Origin of the sequence: Dyella japonica DSM 16301, assembly GCF_001010355.1 — a bacterium.
In the GTDB taxonomy this organism is placed as follows: Bacteria; Pseudomonadota; Gammaproteobacteria; order Xanthomonadales; family Rhodanobacteraceae; genus Dyella; species Dyella japonica.
Genome location: NZ_JPLA01000169.1, coordinates 1 through 534 on the forward strand (window position 1 = coordinate 1; position 534 = coordinate 534).

Annotated in this window: 1 protein-coding gene; it reads right to left on the reverse strand. The window is 43.6% G+C overall.

All coding sequences use genetic code 11. The annotated features are described in order from the left end of the window. The coding region (locus Y882_RS20410; protein ID WP_046973436.1) for a non-contractile tail sheath protein at window positions 1–534 on the reverse strand (534 nt) is incomplete at both ends.

The following is a 534-nucleotide window of genomic DNA, read 5'->3' on the forward strand; positions in this document are numbered from 1 at the left end:
CTCTTCGCGGCAGCATCAAATGTCGGTGGCACCAGGGCGGGTCTTCCACCAATAATCCAGCCACAGTCTTCAATCTGAACAAAGGCATAGGTAGGGAATATCCACTCTGACTCAGGGAAGTTTAAACGACCTGTTAGTTCAAATGCAGGGGACATAATCTGTGGTGTAAAAAACAGAAGGGTTGCCTGTGCATCAGGGAACTTACCTTTTACATAGTCACGTATGTAGTTAGTGGATTGACCCAGTTTGGTGCATAGCCAATCTACATAAGGCCACTGATGTTCTTCTACTGGAGCAAAGATGTCTTTAATCCATGGAGTAGGTACATCATTACCTGTCTCTTCTTTGTATAAAGCCATAGTTTTAGGGTCATAAATACAAGGAGCATTCTTACCCTCACCTGTATTATATGAACCATCCCACCACCAAGGCTCACCAATCTGGAAGTACAGCTCCATTCCCAAGTTCTGGCATTCTTTCAAAATCTGACATTGGGCTTTACTTACAAAATCCAGAGCATCTTTGTTAGTAGGC